This window comes from Bacillus sp. FSL W8-0629 (assembly GCF_038593225.1).
GTDB lineage: Bacteria > Bacillota > Bacilli > Bacillales > Bacillaceae > Bacillus > Bacillus altitudinis.
On the sequence record NZ_CP151975.1, the window covers coordinates 1,881,064 to 1,906,049 of the forward strand.

The following is a 24,986-nucleotide window of genomic DNA, read 5'->3' on the forward strand; positions in this document are numbered from 1 at the left end:
AAAAAGAAAGGCTCTGTCAGCCTTTCTTTTTTCTATCTTCAATTACGCTTATACAACGGTCAATATCAGGAGATTGCAAAAGGTGAAAAATAGACTGTATGATCGAAAACTCTAAATTCCACCATTCTAATAACTGAAGTTTTTCAATGATATCAGAAGAAAACCGATATTTCATGAGCCGCTGTGGGTTCCCTGCGACAATCGCATATGGAGGCACATCTTTTGTAATCAGACTATTTGCTCCAATGACTGCCCCGTTTCCTATCTGTACCCCTGACATGATTGTTGCTCCATATCCAATCCAAACATCGTGCCCTATACACACATCCCCTTTTGATCGTGGATGTCCTTCAATGTGGGCAGCATCTGTGAAAATTTGATTGAAGGGATATGTGGTGACCCAATCTGTTCGGTGTTCACCACCAAGAAAAACTTTTACTTCGTTTGCGATGGAACAAAACTTTCCTACATTCAGCGTTGTTCCTTCTCCCCACGTCAAGACTTGAAAATCTGGTCCAGCATAAGTGAAGTCACCGATATCATACGAACTGAGCTCACTTCTTTGGTTTAAAAACATAGAAGATCAGACCCCCTACAAAGTAATTGATCTTCGTATATATATGCCAGATGATAGGCTCACATTATGATTGGACAAGTGCAACGATCTGCTTTTTCTTCCATACCAGTCGATAATAGCCGTATTGGAGCAATAAGTTTACAAAAAAGGCTGCAGGATATCCTATCCAGATTCCTTTGATCCCAAGCGATGTATGATGTGATAGCACATAAGCCACTGGTACTTCAACAAGCCAAATGGAACAAATACTAAAGATGGTCGGCCATAGAACTGTGCCACTTGCTCTCATTGTGGCTGCAACGATTTGTGCTGTTCCGAAAATGAGATAGCTCCATAGGGTAATCACGACCAAACTATATGCAATGTCAATCGTTGCAGGATCTGTTAAAAAGATAGATAAAATTTGCGGTGCGAAAATATAGACGAAAATAATAATCAATCCGCCTATTGCAAAGTTTAGCCCCAGCCCAATTTTAATGACATCCTTCAAACGATTCATGTTTCCTGCGCCAATGAATTGTGCGGCGAAGATAGAAACCGCAATACCAAGGCTCACTGCAGGCATCTGTACATAACTTACGACTTGATTGACAACGCCATAAGCTGCGGTCGCCTGTGATCCATAATCGTTGACAAAAGAAATGACAGCAATTTCTGATAAAGAAATGAGAATCATATTAATACTAGAAGGGATACTTAACTTTAATAGCGTTTTTAATAAATCCCCTTTCATCAATAAATGCTTTCTAACCGACGCATCAATGCGCAGCGGGTGCTTTGTTTTATAAAGATAGATATGAAGAATGATAAACGTAACGATTGTAGAAATCACAGAAGAATACGCAGCACCATATAAACCAAATGCCGGTAAACCAAGCCAGCCGAATAATAAAATTGGCAGCAATAAAATATTGGTTCCTGTACTAATCATTAAGAAATAAAATGGTGTTTTTGAATCTCCTGTTCCTCGTAAAAAAGTTGTATAGACAAAATAAAGAAATAAGATGGGCATGGAGATGAATAGGATTCTGGCATATGCCGCACTTTCCTCCACAATATTTGCAGGTGTCCCCATCAGATGTAAAATATCTGTGGCAAAAAAACCTCCAATGACAGCTAAAGAAAGTCCGATTAAAAAGGTGAACGAAAGCGTTGTACCGATAATTTCCTTTAACCTCTGCTCATTTTTTGCTCCGTATGCTTGTCCAATAAGGATCGAGCTCCCTGATCCAATCCCAATGGAAAAAGAAACAAGTAAAAAGAAAAGTGGAAAGAATGCCGAAATCGCAGCTACTGCATCCTCTCCAATCCATCTACCGACAAGCACAATGGAAACAAGCTGTCCAATTGATTGCAAAATATTGCTTAATAAAAGTGGAATTAGAAAGATCGACATGGTTTTTACTAAAGATTGATTATTATCTAACGTCATGATGGTTCTCCTTCTCTGTCTAAAGATCCTCAGCTAACATGCTGACAATGCGGTCTTCTATCTCTTTTCCTTTTTCGTCATCAACGAGATGATTCAATAAGATGGAAAAAGCAAGCGTTTTTCCACTCTGTGTTTCAATATATCCAGATAGTGTGCTGACCGTTGATAGCGTACCTGTTTTTGCACGCACTTTTTCTAGTGTAGCTGGTTCTTTCAATCTGTTTCTTAATGTACCTCCCACCATACGCTCACTTGCCCCAGCTAACGGAAGTGCATGGACATAGGTGTTAAACCATTTTTCCTTTTGAATGTTTGTCAAAAATAACGTGAATTGATTTGCAGAAACAAGGTTAATGGGTGATATGCCTGATCCGTCTCTCAACACAGTCATAGATGCATCTATGCCATAGGCAGGAAGACGTTCATTCAGCACGTCAAGCCCTTTGTCAAAACTCCCTTTGTTCTTTACCCGCTTCCCAAGTTCTTTTAACAGAATTTCTGCATGTGTATTGTTGCTTAATTTCATCATCGGAACAAGAAGATCGGATAAAGGCATTGATGTATGGGAAGCGATTTTTTTCGCTTTTTTAGGAACTTGTTTTGTTTTGAGTGGTCCTTTCAGCTGAATCCCCTCAGCCTTTAATGCTCGTTTCATTAAGTCTAAAGCATACGTTGTCGGTTCCCATAATGCGACCCATTGTTTAGACGAGGATGCTTTTAGCGGAATCGTTCCAGTCAGTGTAATTTTGTTTGTACCGTGAGAGCGTTTAAAAGATATTTTCTTCTTTCCGCCTTCTGGCACAGTTTTCACTTGATTGACAACTTGAGCGACGTCAGTCTTCGGGATCATCTCATAGCTGGCCTTCTGCCCTGCTTTCTTTCCCGGCTTAACTTCGAGAATGATCGTCCCTGCATCATAATCCTCATTCGGTGAAGCAGTAAGAGCAGATATTTGAGCGCCGTAATATTGATCTTCATCACTCCACGGCAGATCGATGGAATACCTTGTGTCATCAAACCAAGTATCATCAGCTAAAAGCTGTCCACGAATCGTATGTATTCCGGCCTTTTTGACTTGTTTGGCTAATGCGGCAAAATCGCTTTCTAACAATGTCGGGTCTCCAGAGCCTCGGAGATAAAGATTGCCGTGCAATGTTTTTTTGTGAATTGAACCATCTATCCAAACGTCTGTTGGAAAAGTGTGTGTTTCACCCAGTAGATCGAGTGCGATAGCAGATGTGAGTAATTTCATATTAGAAGCAGGAGTCAGACGGATGTCCGCTTGATGTTCATAAAGAAGAGAAGTGTCAGAAGTATCGCGTACGCTGATGCCAGCAATTGCGCCCTCTAAATCAGGTGCTGTTCGAATGAATTCGTCTAAAGAAGTGATCCATTTTGATTGATCATCATGAGCTGTTAGTTGTTCATCTTTCACTGAAAAAGGGAGAAATAACATCGACAAAATACATAGTTGTAAAAACATGACCTGCGAGAAACGTTTCACGCAATCCCTCCTTTTTAGAAAAGCAGCCAAATTTAGCAGATTATGTTCATTATACACAAAAGAACGTTTGTTCTCAAAGGTTTTTTAAACAGAAAAGTCAGCTTTCTTTGACGAAAACTGACAAGCCTCTTTTACCTTTTTTCAGGATTCCAGCCATCGTTTCCGCTAAGTACGGATTGAACGGTGATTTGACTTGCTTCGTTTTTTGTTAATATCGTTGACCACTTCACCCGGTTTGCCACATGACTCCCTGCGCCCGTTGATCCATATTCTTGATATCTAGCCGTTCTTTCGTTGTCTTTGTTATCCCAGTTATGCCATCCCTCAGCTTTAATATGTTCATCCATTTTTGTTTGGAGGAACGTGACGGCCGAATGAGGTCTCCATGGACGGCCTAAGTACACAGATTGAGACGCAGCCGTTCCTTTATTTAATGTGGAATCAATAAAAACGTAGCCATACTTTTGAGCTTCTGTTGTGGATGCCGCTGTAATGTACCCGTTTCCAAGACTTTTTATTTCAGCTCTTTTAAATACAGCCGTTGCTGAACCAAAGATGAAGTCAACCGTGCCCTCGATATAGCAATCTTCATAATATTGTCTCCCTGTGCCTGTGGCATAAAGTGTATCTTGATAACCGAGAACACGTACGTGTTTAAACACAGCCCGGTCCCCGGATACATAAAGGGCAACCGCCTGCCCTGCGTTTCGGCCAGCTGTATTTTGAAACGTGATATTTTCTGCGTAAAAATGATTTGCCCGAATCATTGTACTTGAGCTATTGGTTGTGCTCCCGCTGCTTGCATTTGTATCATCATACGTCAGAATCGTCTGATACTGATTTTCTCCAATAAAGGACACATAAGGCTTATTTTGCGGAAGGAGAATCTTTTCTTTATACACACCATTTTTAATATATATCGTCGTTTGCTGTTGATTGTTCACTGGTATCGCATCAATGGCAGATTGAACCGTTCGAAATGTCCCATTTCCTTTTTGATCGACAATAAGTACGCGGTTTGTTTGATGGTTGTGTCCAGCTGCTTGCGCATAAGCTGAGTCAAAAAGCAGTAAGGCCAATACCATCATCAGCAGTCGTTTTCCATACTTCATCACACATCTCTCCCTTATATTGTGAACGTTTTCATTGACGTATTCTTTTTGATCCTATTCAGTTATAAAACAAAAAAACACAAAAAAACATCCACTGTGTTAGGTTGTGGATGTTTTTTCATATTTCATCGCATAAATTCCTTCATTTTCAATCCATTCACAAAATAGGACGTCTTTATAAGAGGAAATGTGCTGCTTTTTCAATTGCTCTCGCAGCCACGTTTCATCAAATCCAGCTTCCTTTAAATCTTTTCTTAAAATCTCCCCGTCGATAATAAACGTTCTAGGCAATGTGACTTCTTTTCCTTTCACGTTCACATCTTCGGCTGTAGCTGGTGCATATTTCATTTTCGGAAGCACACTCACAGACCCATCCGTTTCCAAAATGGCAAATTCAATTTCATTAAGAGCAAAATGCCCTTTCGCTCGAATCAGCGTCTGCAACTGATTTAAATCGAGCATATTTTTCTTTAATCGATTGTAGTGAATCTTTCCTTTATCAATCACAAGAGTGGGTCTTCCCTCTAAAAAAGCGCGAATGGATTTGAATTTTTGTGAAAGCCATTCAACTGTGTAGATTAAAACGCCCCAGACTGCAACTGCAAAAAGGATATGTAGCACGCTGACTTCTGGATCAAAAATGGCGTTACCGACCATCTCCCCTAAAATCAGTGCAGAAATAAAATCAAACGGCGTGATTTGTGCAAATTGTGTTTTCCCTAATAGCTTTGTAATGGAAAATAAAGCGAAAAATCCGATAAAGAGTTCAATCAAAATATTAAAAAATGGCACACATATACCTTCCTTTCTCACTGCATGTACTTACAGCATGTACAGGAAAGGAAGGTTCTAAACCATTTATGAAGGCAGTAAAATAAAGACGTCGTCTCCCTCAACCAATGCTTCATATGTTTTCACGCATCCATGATCTGGTTCTTGAACATTTCCTGATGAAAGATTGATTTTCCAATCATGCATTGGACAGAAGACATGATCTCCGCTCACCATTCCTTCAGCTAGTACACCGCCTTTATGAGGACAGCGATTTTCAATGGCTTTGAACTGCTTGTTAGAGGTTTGAAAAACAGCTAATTCAAGTGGACCGGCTGCGACTGTTTTCCCTAGCTGTAATGGAAAATCTGATATTGTACCAATATGAACTTTTACAATTGAAACTGCCATCTGATCTCATCCCTTCAATTGATTTAGACGGAAGCAGTTGCCTTTTGAAATAATTGTCTTGTTTCTGTTTCGTTCTCTCGAATCTCTTGCCACGGTTCTTCATAAGTTGAAAGTGCGATGTCCATTCTTTCGATTAATGCTGCACGTTTCTTGTCATCTAGCAGTACCGTTTGGATATGATTCAATCCAAGCCGTTCAACCCAAGCGGATGTTCTCTCTAAATAATTTGCGGTTTCTCTGTAATATTGAAGGTAGGCTGCGGCCATTTGTTCTACTTCTTCTGCTGTACTTACTTTCATTAATAAGTCTCCAGCTCGTAAATGTGTCCCTCCATTCCCGCCAGCATACAATTCAAATCCCCCATCGATACCTACGATGCCAAGATCTTTAATCCCAGATTCAGCACAGTTTCTCGGACAGGCTGATACGGCCATTTTGACTTTGTGCGGTGTGGCAAGTCCTTCAAATTTCTTTTCAAGCGAGATCCCAAGAGATATGGAATCCTGCGTTCCGAATCTGCAAAATTGTTCTCCAACACATGTTTTGACAGTTCTTAATGATTTTCCGTAAGCATAACCAGACGGCATATCTAAATCAGCCCATACTTTTGGTAAATCTTCTTTTTTGACACCTAAAAGGTCGATTCGCTGCCCTCCAGTCATTTTCACAAGCGGTATCTCATATTTGTCAACGACATCCGCTATTTTTCTCAGGTCATTAGCATTAGTCACGCCTCCGTACATACGTGGAACGACCGAATAGGTACCATCGTTTTGGATGTTGGCATGCATTCGTTCATTCACAAATCGCGAGCTTTTTTCATCTTTGTAGTCAAGCGGATACATCATCCCTAAATAGTAATTCAGTGCAGGCCGGCACTTTGAACAGCCTTCTTCTGTTTCCCAGTCAAGTACATTCATCACTTCTTTGACATGCTGCAAGCCTTTCTCTTTGATTTCATGTATGACTTCATCTCTTGATAAGGTGGTGCAGGCGCAGATGGTTTCTTTTTGCGCAGTGCGGTTTGCATCATCGCCTAAAGTGTGCCATAAAATCTCTTCCACAACAGGTTGGCAGCCTCCGCATGATCTAGAAGCACTTGTACATTGCTTGACCTCTTGTATAGTCGTCAGGCCTTCTTTTTGAATAGCTGCCACTATTTGACCTTTTGAGACACCATTACAGCCACAAACGATATGGTCGTTTGCCATTTGTTCAATCGTGTTTTCTTGCGCCAGCTCATTTGATGTTAAGACAGATACTTTTTCCATATCTGACATATCAACACCTTCTCTAATGTACGAGAATAAACGTGGTCCATCGCTTGTTTCTCCAAACATGACGGCGCCGACTAATCGGTTTTGCTGGAAGACTAGTTTTTGATAAATACCTTGCTGTTCATCAAAAATTTTAATCGCTTTTTTCTCATCGTTTTCTATAAAATCTCCAGCTGAAAATACATCAACCCCTGATACTTTTAGCTGTGTCGATAGTACAGATCCTTCATAAGGCGTCGAGGCCATATCACAAACATGCTTCGCAAGCACCTTTGCTTGATCGTATAATGGCGCAACAAGACCGTACGTTTGTCCTCTATGTTCAACACATTCTCCGACTGCGTAAATCCGCGGGACACTTGTTTCCATGAAATCATTGACGATAATCCCCCGGTTCACTTCAATGCCGCTCGTTTCGGCAAGCTTGTGATTCGGTTTAATTCCTGCTGCCATGACCACCATATCTGTCTCTAATGTAGAACCATCTGAAAATGTTAGCCCTTCTACCCTTGTATCTCCTAAAATCTCATTTGTCTGTTTTCCTAATAGAAAGCTCATGCCTTGTTTTTCTAAAGCTGCTTGCAGAAGCTGACCTGCCACCGGATCGAGCTGACGGTCCATTAAATGAGAGCCAAGGTGAATGACGGTCACTTCCATACCTAAGTTTAATAGACCACGCGCGGCTTCAAGTCCAAGGAGCCCGCCTCCAATGACGGCTGCTTTTTTGTACATCATAGATGCTTTGACCATTTCCTCTGTGTCTTGTAATGTACGAAAAGCTTTTACCCCTTTTTTATCGCTCCCTGGAATGGGCGGGATGAACGGGAGTGACCCTGTCGCTAAAATTAAACGGTCATAATGCACGGTCCGTCCTTGATCACTCATAACGGTTTGATTGTCTGGATCGATCTTCACAATGGTCTCATTTGTAAACAGCTGAATATGATGTTCCTTGTACCAATTCCAATCGTTTAACGTAATATCCTCTGTCTTTGTATCCCCTTGGAGAACTTTCGATAAAAGAATCCGATTATAGTTAGGATACGGCTCAGTTCCAAATACAGTCATGTCGAATCGTTCATTGTCTGTTTTTAAAATGTTTTCGAGCGTTCGGATACCAGCCATACCATTCCCTACTAATACGAGTTTTTCTTTCATGAAAAACACCCCTCATGTGATCGTTTTTTAGAAAGTACCATAATCTAAACAAAGATGGAAAATACATGTTAAAATTTCTCACATAGTTTTCAATTCTTGTAGGCTGACAGCTGTACAGGACAATATTTAAAACCTGGCATTTTACTGTGTGGATCTAACTGTTTACCAATTAATAGGTTAATTGATTGATGTTTATTCCAGTGAAATGGAACAAACACAGTATCTTTTCGGATGCTATCTGTTATGTGGCACCTCATGATGACACTACCTCGTTTTGACTGGATGGTGACGAGTTCCCCGTGCTGAATCCCGTAAGCTTCGGCTGTATCAGGATGAAGCTCTACATAAGCTTCAAACTGCCGGGCAACAAGAGAGGTGCTTTTTCTTGTTTGAACGCCCGTTTGGTAATGAGCCATCACCCTGCCGGTCGTTAAATAGAGTGGATATTCTGGACTGACTGGTTCTTTTGCACCCTGTTGTCCATGTGCAACGACTGCAAATTTTGCTAATTGATCAGGATGTGAGAATTGATGCTCAAATAGTCTTTCTGTTCCTCGGTCTTCCAAATGAGAGCAGGGCCATAATATGCCTTGCGTCTTCCTTAACCTGTCATAGGTCATACCGGAATAATCGGCTTTGGCTCCTTTCGTTGCTGTTCTCAATTCCTCAAAGATGTCTTCTGCAGATGAAAAAGAAAAAGAGCCGCCTTTGCCTAATACTGCTGCTATATCACAAATGATTTGCCAATCGTGCTTTCTTTGGTGTTTGAGTGGATAGGTTGCTTCTCTCAGCGTAACGCGTCCTTCTATGTTCGTCATGGTCCCTTCGTCCTCTAAATATGACGAAGCTGGTAAAATAACATCTGCGAGTGCAGCCGTCTCAGAGATAAATAAATCAATTGCGACAAAAAAGGACAGCTGCTCGATGGCTTTTTTGATAAAGCTTGCATGCGGACCTGATTGAACGGGATTAGAACACATTAAAAAGAGCGCTTTTATCTCTCCTTTCTGCATTTTTTCAAACATTTCAAAAGCAGATACACCTTTTCCAGGCAGTTCTTTTTCATCGATCTTCCATATTTCAGCCATTTCTTTTCTATGTACTGGGTTTGTGATATCACGGTAACCAGGAAGCTGATCTGCTTTTTGTCCATGCTCTCTTGCACCCTGTCCATTTCCTTGCCCAGTAATCGCGCCATAGCCACACCCAATCCGGCCAATTTTCCCAGTAACAAGCAGAATATTCAGGAAATTACGAACGGATGCTGTCCCGTCTATTTGCTGCTCAATGCCTCTTGCAGTCAGAATCATGCCTGTTTTTTCGCGGGCGAATTTTCTCGCTATTTTTTGAATGACTTTCATCGATACACCGGTTTGCTGCGTAATGTCTTGCAGGGACATGTGTGAAATATGCTGTTTCATTTCTTGAAAACCTGATGTTCGTTTTTTAATAAATTCTTCGTCTAGTAACTGTTCATGAAGCATGACGTGTAAGATTCCATTTGCGAGTGCAGCATCTGATCCAGGCCTTAAGCTGACATGTAAGTCAGCTAGTTTGGCTGTTGCTGTTTTTCGCGGATCGATCACGATGAGAAATGCCCCGTTCTTTTTAGCTTCTTCCAAGTACGGCATGAGGGTCGGCTGACATTCCGCTATATTGGTTCCAACCAATAGTAAAACCCGGGCATGCTTGATGTCACGAAGCGGAAAGGTTAGACCCCGATCAAGTCCAAATGTTTGGTTAGCTGCTGTTGCTGCTGAAGACATACACAGTCTTCCGTTGTAATCAATGTATTTCGTTTTAAGGGCGACCCTTGCAAATTTTCCGAGTAAATAAGCTTCTTCATTTGTAATCGATGCACTACCATACACACTGATAGCATCGTGTCCATGCGCCGCTTGAAGGGTTTGAGTGCGTTTTTTGATTTCATCAAGAGCCTCCTGCCAAGTCGCTTTGACAAATTGACCGTTTCTTTTGATGAGGGGGTGATTCAATCGTTCCTTGTGCAGTGCGTGCTGGTGGGCATGCTGCCCTTTCATACAGATCCTGCCGAACGTGGTTGGATTATGAATACCTATCGTCTGGTAGCGTGTTCGCCCTTCTGCGTGCTGCTCGACTAATTGCATTTTGCACTGCATACTGCAAAACGGACATTGAGATGGGAACACCCTTTTTCGCTCTTGCTGCTCTGATGTTTGCTGCACATATTGTAAAAAAGATTGATTCATACATTCACACCCTTTTGTCTACTTTGCTCAAATTGCTCGCAGAGCTCTTCTCTCATTTCCTCATCGAGCAATTTTTCTCGGATGGAAATGATGCCGTTTTTTTGGATCCAGTCTCCAATAGATTCTTGAAAATATGCACGTTTTCTATAATCTTCAAGCAGTGCTTTTAAAAAAGGAATCAGCTCATCCGTTCGGCTCACAGAATAAAAAAGTTGACCTGCCTTAGGTTGACGTATGCTGCCTCCTATATAAATGTCCCATTCATCCAGCTGCTTCTTGATGCAGATGTCATAGATGGGGCTGAAATGACATACGCAGGAAGGACCAGCGATATGAATCGATGTGACTGCAGGTAAAAGCGTGTTTTCTAGTTGTCTTTCGATCTCCATGACAAGTGTTGTGACAGATGGATCGTGACGACAATCACATGAAAGAACATGAGAAAGTCTCTTGCTTTCCTGTGGCATGATGTGTCCATGTTCTTTTACAATATGGGCGGCCTCTTGTGAAATACCGATCAGCCGAATTCGTTTATTCTCCGTTAGTTCTACGTGCTGAATTTGCTTTTGCTCTAATAATTCGGTTATCATCTGTAAAAATGTCAGATCAAGACGGCCACCATATAACTGAGGCATTAGTATGTGCTCATGATCTGATGGGCTGTCTTTTACGAAAAGATCTTGAAACTGCTCAAGATAGTATGGAATGGCTGCTCGGCACTTGTCACAGCCGTTATCTGTCATCCAATCAAATTGTCTTCTTACTTGCTCTTCATTCAGCGGATGCTGATTTTTTATATACGAAAAAATGGTCTGTTTCTCTACATTTGTGCACGAGCAAAACGTGTCCAGTGCTTCCGTTAGCTGATTTGATGAGACATGGCAGCAGGCACGAACAAGCTCTTGACAGCCTCCGCAGCCCGTTGCGGCCCCTGTCTGTTTTTTTATCTCTTCTAAATTTGTCAGCTGATGGACCGATATGCTTTTGAATATCGCTCCCTTCGTCACCGTATGGCATTGGCAGATGAGATCCTCTGTTTTTAATGAATCTAAAGGGGATATCTGCTCTTCATTCAGTGATTTCATGACTACGCTTTTATCACGCCCCACTTTTACATCCTGCAAAAGCTGCTCAGCTCTCTCAAGTTGACCAACTAATACAACGCCTGTGAGCACATCATGTTCAAACACTAGTTTTTTATATACATCTTGTTCTTCATCTAAGTAAGTCACCACTGAAGCGGAGGGGGATCGGTTTACAATACTGCCAGCAGAATAAATAGATATGTCATTTGCTTTCAATTTTGTTGAATAAATGGTAGGAGGTAAATTCGTGACCAGTTCATCTAATAAATGATTCGCAAGCACGTTTGCTTGTTCATAAATAGGCTGCACAAGACCGTGCACCATCCCCTTATGCTCTGCACATTCTCCAATAGCATAAATATTCTCAACGTTTGTCTGCATGACATCATTTACAACAATGGCTTTTCTTGTATGAATGCCGTGCTGTTTTGCAAGCTCTATATTCGGACGGACCCCTGTTGTGAAAACCACGAGATCAGCATCCACGATGTCTCCACTTTTTAACAGAACGCCTTCTACTCTCTCGTTTCCTAAACATGCAATCGTATGAGCATTTGTTTTTACCTGAATCCCCTTGCGACTTAATTGTTGAGACAAGAGCCCTGCAGCTGTTTCATCTAATTGGCGTTGCATAAGCCAATCCGTGTGATGAATCAAGGTTGTCTTCAGTCCAGCGATCTGTAAACCAGCGGCCACTTCCACACCAAGTACACCACCTCCAATGACTGCTGCACGCTCATAGCGTAAAGAATCAGCGTAAATGGCCTCATAATCGTCAATCGTACGAAAAGCATAGACCCCTTTTTTGGATACGCCTTGTATAGGCAGAAAATGAGGCGATGAGCCTGTGGCGATAACCAGTTTGTCATACGGGATATTCCGGCGTGCTTCTGTCATGAGCAATTGACGCTTTGTATCGATGTGGACAACTGCTTCGCCTGTTTGGATGGTGATGTCATGTTTGGTGTACCATTCTTTTGGCTTTAGTTCAATCTGAGACAATGATTCACTTTTTTGTAAAACCGATGAAAGTTTTATTCGATTGTAAGCTGGGTGCTTCTCTTTTCCAATGATTGTGATGGAATAGCGTTCTGGCTGTTTCTTTACGATATGTTCGATACATTTCATACTCGCCATGCCATTTCCGATAAACAAGAGTTTACGTTTTGCCATGTGAGATCAACCTTTCTAGCTTTTTGCGCCAAAGCAATGTTTGCCTAGATTATGGCACACATTTGTAAAAAAGTGTTTATCCATGTCATTTTTTCTAACACAATACTTCCATTCCTTCTATCAACTCGCTATCTTTAAGTCAGAAAATTCAAAACAAAGGAGGGGTTTTGTGAAACTCTCAGAATTGACTTCTAGTGGTCATCCTAAGACATTGTTTGGTTCATTTTTATATTTTGACGTGAGTTTCATGATTTGGGTTTTGCTGGGGGCACTCGGTGCTTTTATTGCACAAGATTTTGCCTTATCGACAATAGAAAAAGGCATGATTGTAGCCATTCCGATTTTATCCGGATCTTTTTTTCGAATTGTGCTAGGCCTATTAACAGACCGAATGGGACCTAAAAAAACAGCGATGATGGGCATGATTTTGACCACCATTCCGCTCATATGGGGGTTTTTCGGTGGTACAACCCTTTCAGAGCTAGTACTGATCGGGATTTTATTAGGGGTTGCAGGTGCGAGTTTTGCGGTCGCTTTACCGATGGCAAGCCGCTGGTACCCTCCTCATTTACAAGGGGTAGCGATGGGAATTGCCGGCGCCGGAAACAGCGGAACACTGATCTCGACACTCTTTGGACCAAGGCTTGCGGAGATGTATGGCTGGCATACAGTGATGGGGCTCGCTCTTATTCCTTTAAGTTTCGTCTTTTTGTTTTTTATTTTCACAGCAAAAGATGCACCAAACCAGCCCGCCCCTCAGCCGCTTCGGTCCTATTTTTCAGTCTTTCAAGTGAAAACAACGTGGTTTTTCTGCCTGCTTTATGCGATTACATTCGGTGGTTTTGTCGGCCTTTCAAGTTTCTTGAGTATTTTCTTTGTGGACCAATATGCGATTTCAAAAATTCATGCTGGTGATTTTGTGACGCTTTGCGTGGCGGCAGGCAGCTTCTTTCGACCAGTTGGCGGTTTGATTGCCGATAAAATTGGCGGGATGAAAGTACTGCTCGGTTTATTTGCTTTGATTGGTATCTGCTTAGGGGCAGTGAGTAGTCTACCTGCTTTACCAGTGGTCATTGCGCTTTTATTTGTCGGAATGATGTGTCTTGGTATGGGGAATGGGGCGGTGTTCCAGCTTGTGCCGCAAGTGTTTCATAAGGAAATTGGGATTGTGACTGGAATTGTAGGGGCTGCAGGAGGCATTGGGGGATTCTTTTTACCAAACGTTCTTGGCAGTTTAAAAGAAATGACGGGCTCCTATACGTTTGGTTTTTTGACCATTTCTCTTTTTGTTCTTGCTGTCTTCCTCTGTTTGGTTGTCTCCCAGTTCAAACGTAAAAAAGTCATTATCCAGCCAACCATGTCTGAATCATAAAAAGCCATGACCACTCTTTGGTCATGGCTTTTCTCTATATATGGTAAACACCCTTTGTTTGACCTATTTTGGCAGAACCGAACTCCCCATTAAATAACGGTCTACCTCATGCGCCACTTGTCTGCCTTCGTTAATTGCCCAGACAATCAAGCTTTGACCGCGTCTTGCATCTCCCGCTGCAAATACGCCTTCTACATTCGTTGTATATTCCCCATATTTTGCGTCAATCCGATTGTTTTTGCTGTCCACGCCAAAGTGTTTCACTAGCGGCTGTTCAGTTCCCTCAAAACCAATCGCAATAAAGACTAGCTGAGCTGGCCATACCTTCTCTGTTCCTGGAATCTCATGAAATTCAAACTTCCCTTGTTCGTTTTTCACCTTTTCCATTTGAATGGTATGAAGCTCTTTTAACTTCCCATTTTTATCAGCCACAATCTTTGTGGTTTGAATCGAATATTGGCGCGGGTCTTCTCCAAATTTTGCTTGTGCTTCTTCGTAAGCATAATCTAGAGAGAAGACATAAGGCTGTTCTGGCCACATGTTATCCCCTACACGTGTATCTGGAAGCTTTGGATGCTTTCCGAATTGAACAACACTTTTTGCTTTTTGGCGAAGTGCAGTTGCGACGCAGTCAGCGCCTGTATCTCCTCCGCCAATCACAATGACGTCTTTCCCTTTTGCGTCAATAAAGTTTTTATCTTTGAATCCTGAATCAAGCATGCTTTTTGTTGCGAGTGTTAAATAATCCATTGCCAGATGAATCCCTTTTGCTTCCCTGCCTTCAATTAACAGGTCACGCTGCTTTTGTGCACCTGTACAAAGGATGACTGCATCAAATTGCTCTTTCAGTTCATCAGCCGTGATATCCACACCAATTTCTGTATTGGTCACAAAGTCAATCCCTTCTTGTCTTAGAAGTTTAACTCTGCGCTCAACGACTTCTTTGTCGAGCTTCATATTCGGAATACCATAAGTGAGCAGTCCGCCTAGACGATCAGATCGTTCAAACACGGTTACAGCGTGTCCTGCTTGGTTTAGTTGGTCTGCACTTGCCAGTCCTGCTGGTCCTGATCCGACAATAGCGATCTTTTTCCCTGTACGGCTTGAAGGAATTCTTGGTGTAATCCAGCCATTTTCAAAACCTTTATCAATGATCGTCCGTTCGATATTTTTAATCGATACTGCTGGATCATTGATCGCGACGGTACATGAGCCTTCACAAGGTGCTGGACATACTCTTCCAGTAAATTCAGGGAAATTGTTCGTTTTTTGTAGTCTTTCAAGCGCTTCTTTCCATCTGCCCCGGTAGACAAGGTCATTCCATTCTGGAATTAAATTGTAGATCGGGCAGCCAGAAACGCCGCCCCTGATCTCCATTCCAATTTGACAAAACGGTGTTCCGCAATCCATACATCTAGCACCCTGCTGTTTCAATACCTCATCTGTATAAGGAGCTGAATATTCTTTCCAGTCATTTTGACGAGTGAGAGGGTCACGTTCATTTGGCTTTTCTCTTTTATAATCCATAAAACCTGTTGCTTTGCCCATTGTCCTCTCCCCTTTCTTAATGAGCGACGGCTGCTTTTTGCCCGTTTGCCGTTTCTTTATTTTTCGGTTTTGTGTTTGCTTCAAATGCGAACATAACAGCTTCCTCGTGGCTGAGGCCTGCTTGTTTTTGTTCCTCAATGCTTTGAAGCATCATTTTGTAATTTCTCGGAATGATCTTAATGAATTGATTCTTTTCTTGTGCCCAGTTCTCTAGAAGCGCTGCTGCTTTTGAGCTGTTTGTATAATCAAGGTGTTCCTGAATCATTTGCTTCACTTCTTGTTCTTCTTCGTGATCTGTGAGTTTTTCAAACATGATCATTTCCATGTTACACATTCTTTTGAACTGTTTTGCATCGGATGTATGCACGTAAGCGATACCGCCAGACATCCCTGCGCCAAAGTTTTTCCCGACGTCACCTAAAATGACAACACGTCCGCCAGTCATGTATTCACAGCCGTGATCACCGATTCCTTCAACGACCACATTGACACCTGAATTACGCACGGCAAAACGTTCACCTGCACGACCGTTAATAAACGCTTTTCCGCTTGTCGCGCCGTAAAATGCAACGTTACCGACAATCACGTTCTCATGTCCATTTTGTACAAAGTGATCAGATGTTTTGACAGCAATTTTGCCTCCAGAGAGTCCTTTGCCGATATAGTCATTTGAGTCACCTGTTAAATATAAAGACATCCCCTTTGGAACAAATGCGCCGAAGCTTTGTCCAGCTGAACCAGTGAACCGAAGTGTGATCGTATCCTCTGGCAGACCTTCTTCGCCGTAGCGCTTAGACACTTCACTGCCCGTAATCGTTCCAGCTACACGGTGAATGTTGCGAATGTTTAGTGACAGATCAACTGGTGTTTGATGATCGAGCGCTTCCTGTACATAAGGGAGAATCTCATTCATATCCAGTGATTCATCAATTTTATGATTTTGCGGCGTTCTGAATGTGCGTGGTCCCTCTGGCTGATAAAGCAGGGTTTCAAGGTTCAGCTGTCCTGCTTTCCAGTGTGCTTTTGCTCTTTCACTTACTGATAAAACATCCGTACGCCCAATCAATTCATCCATTGATGTAAAGCCAAGTTCAGCTAAAATTTCTCTTACTTCCTCTGCAATAAACATCATGAAATTGACAATGTGATCAGGGTCACCCATGAATTTTTTGCGAAGTTCAGGGTTTTGAGTAGCGACTCCGACTGGGCAAGTATCTAAATGACATGCTCTCATCATGACGCATCCTAATACGACAAGTGGAGCTGTCGCAAAGCCGTATTCTTCTGCTCCTAAAATCGCAGCCATGACAACGTCGCGTCCTGTCATTAATTTGCCATCCGTCTCAAGAACGACTCGCTCTCGAAGGCCGTTTAAGACAAGGGTTTGATGCGCTTCTGCCAATCCAAGCTCCCAAGGAAGTCCTGTATGTTTAATACTTGTTTTCGGAGAAGCTCCAGTACCGCCATCATATCCACTAATTACGATGACATCAGCTGTCCCTTTTGCTACACCTGCTGCAATCGTACCAACGCCAGCTTTAGAAACTAACTTGACACTGATGCGTGCATCACGGTTTGCATTTTTCAAATCATGGATCAATTGAGCCAAATCCTCGATTGAGTAGATATCATGGTGAGGCGGTGGTGAGATTAGGCCAACACCTGGCGTAGAACCACGTACGTCTGCGACCCAAGGATATACTTTATTTCCTGGCAGCTGTCCGCCTTCTCCAGGCTTTGCACCTTGCGCCATTTTAATTTGCAGTTCATCTGCATTGACTAAATAATGACTTTTCACGCCAAAGCGGCCAGAAGCAATCTGTTTAATCGCACTTCTGCGATCATCCCCGTGCTCATCTACTGTGAAGCGTGCAGGGTCTTCCCCGCCTTCTCCGCTGTTGCTTTTGCCGCCAATTCGGTTCATCGCAATCGCTAGTGCTTCATGCGCTTCTTTACTTAGTGAACCAAATGACATCGCACCTGTCTTAAAGCGGCGTACAATGGATTCAGCAGATTCAACTTCTTCTAGACGAACTGGCTTTTGTTTTGAACGAAAAGCAAATAGATTTCTAAGGAAACCAATTCGTTCTTCATCCGCCGCCTTCGTATATTGCTTAAATAGATCATAATCTTCGTTGCGGCATGCCCACTGAAGGGTATGAATGGTTTTTGGGTTAAAGGCATGATGCTCTCCATTTTTTCTCCACTGGAACTCACTGCCTGATTCTAGCGTTTGATCAGTTGATGCCTGATACCCAGCCTCATGACGAAGCTTTGCTTCACTTGCAATGGTGTCAAGATCAATACCGCCTAGCTGAGAAGCTGTTCCTGTGAAATACGCCTGGATGACATCTTCACTAATGCCGACTGCTTCAAAAATTTGTGCGCCTCGATAGCTTTGGACAGTGGAAATTCCCACTTTAGACATTACTTTAACTACGCCCTCAGTCACACTTTTCCCAAACTTTGTGACAGCTTCATCAAAGCTAATCGCAATCGCTTCTTCAGCAATAAGCTGTTTGTATGTTTCGTAAACGAGGTACGGATGGATCGCATCTGCACCGTAGCCAATCAGTGCGGCAAAATGATGAACCTCTCTTACTTCTCCAGATTCGACGATTAAGCTCACCTTTGTTCGTAAGCCTTGACGCACAAGATGCTGATGAAGTGCACTCAATGCAAGAAGTGGTGGAATCGGCACTTTTTCTTCCGTCATGTCACGATCGGAAAGAATTAGTAAAGATACCCCTTCACGAATCGCTTTTTCTGCCTCTTCAAACATCGCATCAAGACCACGTTTTAGGTCATCAGTGAAAAGTGTATGAATCGTTTTGCTTTTAAAGGCGTTATGAACAATCGTTTTCAAGCCGTTGAACTGCCCGCTTGTTAAAACAGGTGTATAAAGTTTAATTCTTCGGCATGAATATTCATTTGGATGTAAAATATCTCCCTCAGCACCTAACCAAGTCATGGTCGATGTAACGAGCTGCTCACGAATGGCATCAATTGGCGGGTTCGTGACTTGAGCAAACAGCTGTTTAAAATAAGAAAACAGCGACTGCGCACGATCTGATAACACAGCAAGCGGTGTATCACTTCCCATCGAGCCGATTGGGTCCTTTCCTTCTTCTAGTAAAGGAATTAAATACTTTTGAATGTCTTCGTACGTATAATGGAAAGCACGCTGACGTGTTAACAAATCACTCATTATACTAGAATTTTCTGAATTTTCTTCAGAGCGATTGACGTGAACCATTTCTTCATCGAGCCATTTTTGATAAGGAAGTTCATTCGCAATCGAAGATTTCACTTCTTCATCCGAAATAATGCGTCCTTCTTCTAAATCGATTAACAGCATTTTACCTGGTTCAAGACGGTCTTTATACTTCACATCTTCTTCATTTGTGTCGATGACGCCGACCTCAGATGAGAAAATGATATGATCGTCATTTGTTACGTAGTATCTCGCGGGTCTTAATCCGTTCCGATCTAAGATGGCGCCGATTTGTTTACCATCCGTAAACGAAATCGCTGTCGGGCCATCCCACGGCTCCATTAACGAACTATGATATTCATAAAATGCCCGTTTCTCTTTAGACATGTGCGTATTCTCCGTCCACGGCTCAGGAATCAGCATCATCGCTGTATGAGCAGGAGTACGCCCTGCAAGCACGAAAAATTCAAAGGCATTGTCTAAAATGGATGAATCACTTCCGTCTGCATTCAGCACTGGCAAAATCTTGTCTAGATCTTCTCCGAAGGCTTCAGACACGAATTGTTGTTCTCTTGCTCTCATCCAATTGATGTTTCCTCTTAATGTGTTGATTTCTCCGTTATGAATTAAGTAACGGTTTGGATGCGCTCGTTCCCATGTCGGGAATGTATTTGTACTAAATCTTGAATGAACAAGTGAAAATGCAGAAACAAATGTTTCATCCTGTAGATCAAGATAAAAAGCATCAACTTGATCTGATGTTAAAAGCCCCTTATATACAATGGTTTGACTAGACAGACTGACAAAGTAAAATTGTTTTTCCTCTGCTGTTCCCCAGTTTTCAGCCTGCTTGCGGATGACGTATAATTTTCGTTCAAATGACAAACGGTCTGTTACGTTGTCGTTTGCTCCGATGAACACTTGCCGGACAACCGGACAGCTCTTCGCTGCAACCGTTCCAATTTTCCCAGCATCAACAGGGACCGTTCTCCAGCCAATTAATGTTTGCCCTTCTTGTTTAATGAAGCCGTTGATCTTTTGTTCGATCGCTTGACGCGTTTTGGCATCATCATCTTTTGAAAAGAACACCATTCCTACCCCGTAACGGCCCTTTTCAGGAAGTGCAAAGTCTTGGCAGTTCTTTCTAAAAAAAGCGTCTGGCAGTTGTACCATTAATCCGGCACCATCACCTGTATACGGATCACTGCCTTGCCCGCCGCGGTGATCAAGCTGGCACAGCATTTGCAATCCCTTTTTGACGATGCTATGTGTCGCCTCCCCTTTTAAATGGGCGTACAGTCCGATTCCACATGCATCATGTTCAAATTCAGGACGGTAGAGACCTTGTGGTTGTGGTAGTTGATTATAAGTCATCGTTTCTCTCCCCCGTTTAAAAGATCCGTTTTTTCACAGTAATAAAATCTCACAAACTCTGTAACTTATTTTAAGTTTTCAAATTAATATAAACAATATATAATTTAGATCAAAACAATCTCTTTTTGAGATAGATGGGTGTGAAGTGCAAAAATGGAGCTTCGTCAATTACGTTATTTTGTAGAAGTTGCTGACCGTGAACACGTGTCAGAAGCGGCTGAAAACTTACACGTTGCCCAATCTGCCATCAGCCGGCAGATTGCCAATTTAGAAGAAGAACTTGGAGTGGCTTTATTCGAACGAGAAGGACGAAATATCAAATTAACGAAAATCGGCAGACAATTTTTGGACCATGTCAGAACCGCCCTAAAAGCGATAGATTACGCCAAAGAACAAATTGATGAATACTTAGACCCCCACAAAGGGACAGTGAACATTGGATTTCCTACAAGTCTAGCAAGCCAAGTGCTCCCTTCTGTCATTTCCGCATTTAAGCTGGAATATCCAGAGGTCGATTTTTTACTTCGTCAAGGTTCCTATAAGTTTCTGATTGAAGCTGTCAAAAATCGAGACATTGATCTTGCCTTTTTAGGACCCGTCCCGACAAACGATCCTCAAATAGAAGGAAATATCTTGTTTTCCGAAAGCATTTATGCCCTTTTGCCTATTAGTCACCCCTTTAGCGGGCAAAGAAGTATTCATTTAAGTGATTTGAGAAAAGACCATTTCGTTTTATTTCCTGAAGGATATGTGCTGAGACAAATTGCGGTTGATGCCTGTAAGCAGGCTGGCTATGAGCCAACTATCTCATCTGAAGGAGAAGATTTGGATGCCATTAAAGGTCTTGTGTCAGCGGGTATGGGCGTTACCTTATTACCCGAAAGTGCTTTTTATGAAACAACACCGCGATTTACAGTGAAAATTCCCATTGATTTCCCGCAAGTGAGAAGAACGGTCGGAATTATTGCTTCTAAATCGAGAGAGATGTCTCCTTCTGCCCATGATTTTTATATGTTTGTAAAGGACTTCTTTTCAAAAATTGAACAATATAAATAATTCATTAAAACAAGACATTTCATTTGTAGAAATAATCCCTCTTTGTATATGATGAGTTACAGAACAACAGACTATATGGAAGAAAGGTAATCGTATGAAATCAATTTTATCGTTTTTAAAGCCCTATCGGCTATCCGTTGTGTCCATTGTGATTCTCACCTTTTTAAGCAGTATGCTCCAGCTGTATTTACCGACGCTTACGGCAGATATCGTTGATGTCGGGATCGTCCAAGGAGATGTCGCTTATATATGGAAAGTTGGGGGCTGGATGGTGGGTTGTTCTTTACTTGCCATCTTGCTCACGATTTGGAAGTCCTACTTGTCATCTAAGACAGCTCTAGGCTTCGGGCGTGATATGAGAAGACAGCTGTTTGTGCATGTCGAACAATTCTCATTAGAAGAATTTCAAAAAATCGGGACATCTTCCTTTATTACAAGATCCACAAATGATGTGAAACAAGTTCAAGATGTCACGATCATGATCTTACAAATGATGACACGGGCGCCTCTTATGCTCGTTGGTGGAATTATTTTGGCTGTATCTAGAGATGCTGTGTTATCTCTCATCTTTTTAGCAGCTCTTCCCCTTCTTGGCGGGTTCATTTATTTAGTGTCGAGAAAAGCGATCCCCCTCTTTGGCCAGCTTCAGAAAAAAACGGACCGGCTGAACTTGATTATGAGAGAGTCGCTTTCAGGCATTCGGGTCATTCGAGCGTTTAACCGAGTAGATGACGAAAAAGAACGTTTTCAAGAAGCCAATACATCGTATAAGGATACTGGCCTTAAAGTCAATCGATTAATGGCGTACTTGTTCCCTTTTATGCTCATTATCATGAACTTCACGAATATCGGCATTGTCTGGATTGGCGCTAATCGGATTGATGCCGGACAGATGGAAGTCGGGAATCTAATCGCCTTCATTCAATATGCGATGATGATTTTAATGGCACTCATTATGCTGTCTATGAGTTTTATTATGGTGCCTAGAGCTCAGGCATCAGCTAAACGGATGAATGAAGTGTTAAATCTAGAACCAAAAATTAAAGACAAAAAAGAAGCTGTCACTAAACTTGATCAGCCAGCCCAGTCCATTCGCTTTGAGGATGTGTCATTTTATTATTCAAATGCTGAAAAACCAGCCGTTCAAGACATGACGTTTGAAGCCAAAAAGGGTGAAACGACGGCGATCATCGGCAGTACAGGTTCCGGGAAAACGACACTTCTTCAGCTGATGACACGTTTTTATGAAGCAACAGAAGGAAAAATTACATTAGATGGTGTCGATATTAGAGAATTGCCTCAAGAGAAACTGAGAAGTCAGATGGGTTATGTTTCTCAAAAAGCCATTTTATTTAGCGGAACCATTGCTGATAATGTGCGCTTTGGCAAACGAGATGCTACAGATGACGAGATTTGGCAGGCACTGCGGACAGCACAGGCCGAAGAATTTGTTTTGCAAAAAGATGGCGGAATTCACGCAGAGATAGACCAAGGGGGTTCGAATCTCTCTGGCGGTCAAAAACAACGTCTTTCGATCGCAAGAGCACTCGTAAGAAAACCTGCATTCTACCTGTTTGACGATAGCTTCTCTGCCCTTGATTACAAAACGGATGCAAAACTTCGGTCAGCGCTAGAAGCTGAAAAAGAGCATGCTGCTTTGATTATTGTGGCTCAAAGAATCAGCACAGTGAAGCATAGCGATAAAATCATTGTGTTAGATGATGGAAAAATAGCAGGTATCGGTACACATGAACAGTTACTGAAAGATAACCTTGTCTATCAAGAGATAGTCGCATCACAGGAAGGTCAGGAGGTGGAGCAAGGATGAGTAAAAAAATGTCGTCTGGAATGGGACATAAAGGCGGTCACCCAAGGGGCCCAGTACAAAAACCGAAGGAATTTAAAAAAACACTTCTTCGTTTAACGGGCTATTTAAAACCGAGGAAATTTCAGCTGATCATTGTCCTGATTGCAGCGATCGGTTCAACCGTTTTTAATGTCGTCAGTCCAAAATTACTTGGGGATGCCACCTCTTCCCTATTTGAAAGTTTTACACAAGGAACTGGCGTTCAATTTGATGTCATTTCACGCATTTTATTGCTGCTTGTTCTATTATATGTCGTGGCATCTCTCTTCTCATTCGTGCAGCAATATGTAATGGCGGGTGTCTCGCAGCAGACCATTGCTGAATTAAGGCAAGAAGCAAATGACAAGCTCACACGTCTCCCCCTTCGTTATTTTGATAAAACAACACACGGAGACACGCTGAGCCGGGTGATGAACGACATTGATAATATTAATACTTCTTTACAGCAGGCACTCACGCAAGTGATCACATCTGTTATTACAGTCATTGGAATTGTCGTCATGATGCTTTTCATCAGTCCGCTGCTGACGCTGCTTGTTTGTTTGACGCTGCCTCTTAGTTTGTTTGCGATTCGAGGCATTACATCATTTTCGCAAAAGCATTTTAAAGCACAGCAAAAAGAACTAGGGATGATCAATGGACATATTAATGAAATGTTCACAGGACATCAGACGGTTCGTGCGTATGGCTATGAAAAGAAAGCCATTGATACATTTGATCAATTAAACGAACAACTATATGAATCTTCAAGAAAAGCACAATTTATCTCCGGCTTAATGATGCCGATGATGACCTTTATTGGGAATCTTGGCTATGTGGCGGTAAGTGTTGCTGGCGGAATTCTTGTCATTAATGGGAATATTCGTGTTGGGGATGTGCAAGCATTTATCCAATACACACAACAAATGTCGCAGCCGCTTGTGCAAGCATCCAGTGTTGCAAACTTAGTTCAATCTGCTATCGCTTCTGCTGAACGGGTGTTTGAAATTCTAGATGAAGAAGAAGAACATGCGCAAGAAGATGCAGCGATTGATCTTAAATCCCTTTCCGGAGATGTGGCCTTTGAGCACGTTCACTTCGGTTATGAGAAAGATCAACCCATTATTAAAGATTTGAATTTACAAGTCCGAGAAGGACAAACGGTGGCCATTGTTGGGCCAACAGGCGCTGGAAAAACAACGATTATTAATCTGTTAATGCGCTTTTACGAGCTAGATCAAGGCTCCATTCGCATTGGCGGCGTAAAAACAACCGACCTCAGCCGAGAGCAAGTGCGTGACTTATTTGCGATGGTTCTTCAGGATACATGGCTCTTTGAAGGCACAATTTATGACAACATCGCATATGGCAGACCAAATGTTTCAAAAGAGGATGTGTTGAAGGCCGCTAAACATGCCTATGCAGACGATTTCATCCGCACCCTTCCAGATGGATATGACACACTCTTAACAGAAGATGCCGGCAACCTCTCACAAGGTCAGCGTCAACTGTTAACCATCGCCCGTGCCATCTTATCTGATCCGAAGATATTAATCTTAGATGAAGCAACAAGCAGTGTCGATACACGGACAGAGATGCATATTCAAAAAGCGATGAATGAATTAATGAACGGCAGAACAAGCTTCGTCATTGCACATCGACTTTCAACGATTAAAGATGCCGATCTCATTTTAGTCATGAAAGATGGCACGATCATTGAAAAAGGAACTCATCGTGAGCTTTTGAAAGAAAAAGGCTTTTATGCCGACCTCTATATGAGTCAATTTGCCGAAAACCAAGTCGGTTAAACAGCACCAAAAAGGATAGACAGCATGTAAAAATGCCTGT

The 24,986-nt window shown here is 42.1% G+C and carries 15 protein-coding genes; 4 read left to right on the top strand and 11 right to left on the bottom strand.

From position 1 onward, the window contains the following. Nucleotides 1-16 precede the first annotated feature (16 nt). From NSQ17_RS09560 to nirB (NSQ17_RS09600), 9 genes are all read right to left on the bottom strand, one after another. The gene (locus NSQ17_RS09560; RefSeq protein WP_058336768.1) at nt 17-577 is read right to left on the bottom strand and encodes a CatB-related O-acetyltransferase; all 561 of its coding nucleotides are present in this window, start codon (nt 575-577) and stop codon (nt 17-19) included. 64 nt (nt 578-641) lie between these two features. After that, nucleotides 642-2,009: an MATE family efflux transporter gene (locus NSQ17_RS09565; protein ID WP_035703202.1), complete on the bottom strand. Its 1,368-nt coding sequence runs from the start codon at nt 2,007-2,009 to the stop codon at nt 642-644. A gap of 19 nt (nt 2,010-2,028) precedes the next feature. Beyond that, nucleotides 2,029-3,513: a D-alanyl-D-alanine carboxypeptidase/D-alanyl-D-alanine-endopeptidase gene (gene dacB, locus NSQ17_RS09570; RefSeq protein WP_277518507.1), complete on the bottom strand. Its 1,485-nt coding sequence runs from the start codon at nt 3,511-3,513 to the stop codon at nt 2,029-2,031. Between the two features lie 131 nt (nt 3,514-3,644). Continuing rightward, nucleotides 3,645-4,625 carry a pectinesterase family protein gene (locus tag NSQ17_RS09575; protein WP_057079440.1) on the bottom strand — a complete coding sequence of 327 codons (981 nt, stop codon included), beginning with the start codon at nt 4,623-4,625 and terminating at the stop codon, nt 3,645-3,647. Between the two features lie 99 nt (nt 4,626-4,724). Next, nucleotides 4,725-5,417 (bottom strand): DUF421 domain-containing protein, encoded by a 693-nt coding sequence (locus tag NSQ17_RS09580; RefSeq protein ID WP_144665578.1) that lies wholly within the window; start codon nt 5,415-5,417, stop codon nt 4,725-4,727. A gap of 66 nt (nt 5,418-5,483) precedes the next feature. Continuing rightward, nucleotides 5,484-5,807, bottom strand: coding sequence for a nitrite reductase small subunit NirD (nirD, locus tag NSQ17_RS09585; RefSeq protein WP_144665580.1), 324 nt, complete (start codon nt 5,805-5,807; stop codon nt 5,484-5,486). 23 nt (nt 5,808-5,830) lie between these two features. Further along, complete coding sequence (gene nirB / locus NSQ17_RS09590) at nt 5,831-8,242, bottom strand: nitrite reductase large subunit NirB (RefSeq protein WP_342468073.1); 2,412 nt, start codon at nt 8,240-8,242, stop codon at nt 5,831-5,833. 89 nt (nt 8,243-8,331) lie between these two features. Beyond that, complete coding sequence (locus NSQ17_RS09595) at nt 8,332-10,470, bottom strand: nitrate reductase (protein ID WP_277518510.1); 2,139 nt, start codon at nt 10,468-10,470, stop codon at nt 8,332-8,334. Next, nucleotides 10,467-12,728, bottom strand: a complete 2,262-nt coding sequence (gene nirB, locus NSQ17_RS09600; protein ID WP_342468074.1) for a nitrite reductase large subunit NirB — start codon at nt 12,726-12,728, stop codon at nt 10,467-10,469. The genes NSQ17_RS09595 and nirB (NSQ17_RS09600) overlap by 4 nt, the downstream gene beginning before the upstream one ends. Nucleotides 12,729-12,897: 169 nt before the next feature. Here nirB (NSQ17_RS09600) and NSQ17_RS09605 point away from each other — a divergent pair, with 169 nt between their 5' ends. Further along, nucleotides 12,898-14,100 (top strand): nitrate/nitrite transporter, encoded by a 1,203-nt coding sequence (locus NSQ17_RS09605; protein ID WP_008346586.1) that lies wholly within the window; start codon nt 12,898-12,900, stop codon nt 14,098-14,100. 63 nt (nt 14,101-14,163) lie between these two features. On the opposite strand, the gene gltD is transcribed toward NSQ17_RS09605, so the two are convergent. Both gltD and gltB read right to left on the bottom strand, forming a co-directional pair. Then, nucleotides 14,164-15,648: a glutamate synthase small subunit gene (gene gltD / locus NSQ17_RS09610; RefSeq protein ID WP_024718332.1), complete on the bottom strand. Its 1,485-nt coding sequence runs from the start codon at nt 15,646-15,648 to the stop codon at nt 14,164-14,166. A gap of 16 nt (nt 15,649-15,664) precedes the next feature. Next, on the bottom strand, nt 15,665-20,236 hold the full coding sequence (gene gltB, locus NSQ17_RS09615) for a glutamate synthase large subunit (protein WP_159159710.1): 4,572 nt from the start codon (nt 20,234-20,236) through the stop codon (nt 15,665-15,667). 153 nt (nt 20,237-20,389) lie between these two features. Here gltB and NSQ17_RS09620 point away from each other — a divergent pair, with 153 nt between their 5' ends. The 3 genes from NSQ17_RS09620 (at nt 20,390) to NSQ17_RS09630 (ending at nt 24,946) form a co-directional block, all read left to right on the top strand. Continuing rightward, entirely contained in the window at nt 20,390-21,292 is a 903-nt protein-coding gene (locus NSQ17_RS09620) for a LysR family transcriptional regulator (RefSeq protein WP_024718330.1), read from the top strand. A gap of 94 nt (nt 21,293-21,386) precedes the next feature. Continuing rightward, a complete protein-coding gene (locus NSQ17_RS09625; protein ID WP_024718329.1) occupies nt 21,387-23,120 on the top strand; it encodes an ABC transporter ATP-binding protein in 1,734 nt (577 codons plus the stop codon). Continuing rightward, a complete protein-coding gene (locus NSQ17_RS09630) occupies nt 23,117-24,946 on the top strand; it encodes an ABC transporter ATP-binding protein (RefSeq protein WP_024718328.1) in 1,830 nt (609 codons plus the stop codon). The genes NSQ17_RS09625 and NSQ17_RS09630 overlap by 4 nt, the downstream gene beginning before the upstream one ends. The last annotated feature ends 40 nt before the right edge of the window (nt 24,947-24,986 follow it).